We start from the raw sequence: 1,738 nt of genomic DNA, 5'->3' as shown, positions 1-1,738 counted from the left end.
ATAGTATTGGGAGAGGAGGAGTTCGGGGAGTTCGCGGGTCTTGCTGGCGGCGAGGGTATTGAGGTTGAAAGCGAGCACCTGCGTCTCGCACTGGTCCATGCGTGTAAGACTCCTCTGGATGGAAGCGCTCCGGCTGGAATCAGGGGGGAGACGCGACACGAACCGATCGCATGCCGAAACATTCTCGATTGTCCTGTTTTCAGTGAGCAGTGCAAGGATCTTGGCGAAGTGGGATTTACCGGATCCAAAATATCCAGAGATCCACATGCCGATCTCCGTCGTGTTGGTCAGGAACGTATCGGTATAATGTTCAAGAAAATCATCGAGATATCGCTCGATCATGGGAGTGACGACGTAACTTCCAATTTCGGAGGCAAGCTTGTGCTCATTATTGCGTTCAGCCACTTTAATGACCGGCTCGATCTTTTCCTCCACGCGGGTCTCGAAAATATGTGCAATTTTCATAGGAGATCTCCTCTGTACATGAATTCGTCGGTTTTCTCAAGGAAACGGTAATGCCGGGGGCCGGTTAACTGGCCCGGAATGAAAATGACCACCGGACAATTGAGGGCGGATTGGGCATCGTTCCACAGGCTCTGCATCACATCCCAGGGCCCGGAGACCGGGTAGAGCGCAGAAAGGCGTTCGAGGCTCAGTACGGATCTGCCGTCCCCCTTCAGATCCATCTGGGTGCGCACTTCTTCGGCTATCGCACCGATCCAGAGCCGCGTCAGATCTTCTTTTGCATTCTGCCCCCATTCCGGATTGTTTAAGGAATCGACAATATTCTCCACGCCAAACTCTTTGAGGACATTTTGCGTGATACCGAGGACATCGATACTCCTCACCTCGATTTCGGGCTTTAGTGCGTTCGTCTGGGTGTGCCATTCCCTAAAAACCGCCTTCTCGGCAGCAAGCGGGTACACGATCGCCAGGAAGGGGACTCCCGACTTTCTCCCGATAAATTCATAGCGTGTCCTAATTCTCGATACTGCTTCCCCGATTTTCCATTTCCAGTCGTCTTTTTTCATACTTGTTCCTCCCACTCTGCAGGCGTCTGAAGTACTACGGTCTCACCAACCCGTTCAAATCCGATTCTGCGCTTGAGCCCGAGTTGCTGGAGATAATGGGCGACCTCATCCTCAGCACAAAAAAAGAGCCGCCAGATCGGATCCTTCAGCACGGCGTTTCCCCGCACTCCTTCTGCTGTGAGAATGTGCAGGATATGTTCAACAGAAAAGAGTGGCAAAACCGGTTTGATGAGCTTTTTCTTCTGCTTCCCTGAAACAACGCCAAAATCCCGTAATGAAGAGAGAATAATGGTTGAAAGGCGCTTTCGTGTTGCATTGGTCCAGGTGGTAATTTGAGGTTCGTATTCAACCGTGTCATCGAGCATTTTGAGGATATCATCAGGTGATACATCATACTGGTGAGAATTCCACTTGTTCCAGAGTACTTGCGTAATGAAATCAAACGTCAGGTGATCACAAAGAGCATAGTGCACGTAAAGGAGAGAGGTAAATTCCGTGCTATGAGGGCCACTGCGATATGCCACAATCAGATCATCGATGATCCAGTCGGGTGATTGAAAATACCGGACGCTGAGCATATTCCAGAATCGCTTCCGGCTGAGCTGCGCCTTTTGAGAGAACAGCGTTCCATTGATTGCTTTTTCACGAATATTATCGAGTGATTCTCCCCCACTCAGCAAGGCAAATACCTTTTCAGATTCTATCAG

General features: G+C 50.2%; 3 protein-coding genes. All 3 read right to left on the bottom strand.

Annotated features, from left to right (window positions below; all coding sequences use genetic code 11):
• The coding region (locus QCH34_RS12050; RefSeq protein ID WP_300334493.1) for a DUF6079 family protein at nt 1–465 on the bottom strand (465 nt) is incomplete at its 3' end.
• The gene (locus QCH34_RS12045) at nt 462–1,031 is read right to left on the bottom strand and encodes a hypothetical protein (RefSeq protein ID WP_300334491.1); all 570 of its coding nucleotides are present in this window, start codon (nt 1,029–1,031) and stop codon (nt 462–464) included. The genes QCH34_RS12045 and QCH34_RS12050, both read right to left, overlap by 4 nt.
• Nucleotides 1,028–1,738, bottom strand: a 711-nt coding sequence (locus QCH34_RS12040) for a BrxA family protein (protein WP_300334490.1), incomplete at its 5' end; no start/stop codon positions are given. The genes QCH34_RS12045 and QCH34_RS12040, both read right to left, overlap by 4 nt.

It is taken from the genome of Methanocalculus sp., assembly GCF_029762515.1.
In the GTDB taxonomy this organism is placed as follows: Archaea; Halobacteriota; Methanomicrobia; order Methanomicrobiales; family Methanocorpusculaceae; genus Methanocalculus.
This window is presented reverse-complemented; position numbering and strand designations above follow the sequence as displayed.